This window comes from Candidatus Magnetobacterium casense (assembly GCF_019173545.1).
Classification (GTDB): Bacteria; Nitrospirota; Thermodesulfovibrionia; order Thermodesulfovibrionales; family Magnetobacteriaceae; genus Magnetobacterium; species Magnetobacterium cryptolimnobacter.
Genome location: NZ_JABXWD010000708.1, coordinates 1 through 1263, shown reverse-complemented (window position 1 = coordinate 1263; position 1263 = coordinate 1). Strand labels below are relative to the sequence as shown.

The 1263-nt window shown below is 50.3% G+C and carries 2 protein-coding genes; both read right to left on the bottom strand.

The genetic code is table 11. The annotated features are described in order from the left end of the window. The coding region (locus HWQ67_RS18945; protein WP_218254252.1) for a hypothetical protein at nucleotides 1-626 on the bottom strand (626 nt) is incomplete at its 3' end. A gap of 94 nt (nucleotides 627-720) precedes the next feature. Continuing rightward, a partial coding sequence (locus HWQ67_RS18940; protein ID WP_218254251.1) for a hypothetical protein occupies nucleotides 721-1263 on the bottom strand: 543 nt, incomplete at its 5' end.

Genomic DNA, 1263 nt, shown 5'->3' with positions numbered 1-1263 from the left:
AAGGGTGAGGTAATTGTACGTTCTATCGTGAAGGTAATCGGAACACCATACTGGACTGTGCCATTATAGACCCTAAACCATCCATCGGTATCAAGGGCTATCTGCCCTACCGCTGCCGTATCGGGGTCGTCTGAATTGGGTATTTCAACGGAGGTCGCCCCACCACCATCTACTACTCCCGTTAATGTCGCCCCGTTTATAGTCGGTCCCTGATTGAATACAAGCAAAGGCGTACCGGAAGCAGAACCCGTTTCATCGGTTGTAATTGCTAAAAGTTCAGCCGAAGTGTCAATATCAGTGGAAGCAAGACCGCCTGACGCTGCAGGGAACGCGCTTATCACCACCCATTTAGTCAGCACGGAATCATAAACAAGATGCACATATTTGGTACTATCGTCAAGGGTAATGTCAGTTCCGCCGTTATCTATATTCCCTGTGGATTTCACCACGATGGTTCTATCTGTATGGTTCGCACGAATATAGAGTGGCTGCCCACCTGTCCCCGCCGTAATCGTTGCCAGATCATCAGAAGCAGCATCCCCGTAGGTATCAACGGTATGGAGTACCCCCGTAACGGTAATCTTCCCGTCATCCGCACCTGTACCAAGGGTAAGTTCACCGCCCACTTCATCGTAGGGATAATAATAATGCGTGACACTTGCCCCCCAAGCGAGGGATGAATATAAAAGAATGAAAAGAATGATAAAGACTTTTTTCATATTACTTCCCCTTGAATTTACCTTTGCCCTTGAACAGTAAGTTTTGGCAACCTACCGTGATAGACTCGTCGCCATTCACCGTAACCGTACAATCACCCCCCGCAACGCTATCGCACCCCGTCCATACGGGATTGCCTACCTGACATGAACAGTCCAGCGTGACCACCGTACCACTTGCAACATTCGGGTCGGAGCATACATTCCCGCAATCTATGTACGCATTGGTAGCCGTGACCGTTGAGGGGTTGCCCGTTCCCTTTGTCACCGTGACGGAATAATATACAGGTGCGTCTGATATGTATTCGTGCGCTCCGTAGTCAGGTGCGGCTCCACTCAACACTACGTCGCCGTCAGACTTCTTGTAGAGCCAGATATACTCACCATCTGCCCTCGTAAAAGCGGGGTCAACGGTCAGGGTGTTGGTGGTGTAGTTTATATCAGTTATCTGTACGGTATCTGCCGCCCCTACGGTTGCGCCAACCATTATGTAATCGCCCTGAATGCCTGAAAGTGCCGCCCCCATTGGAGTAGTCGCCGCAGCACT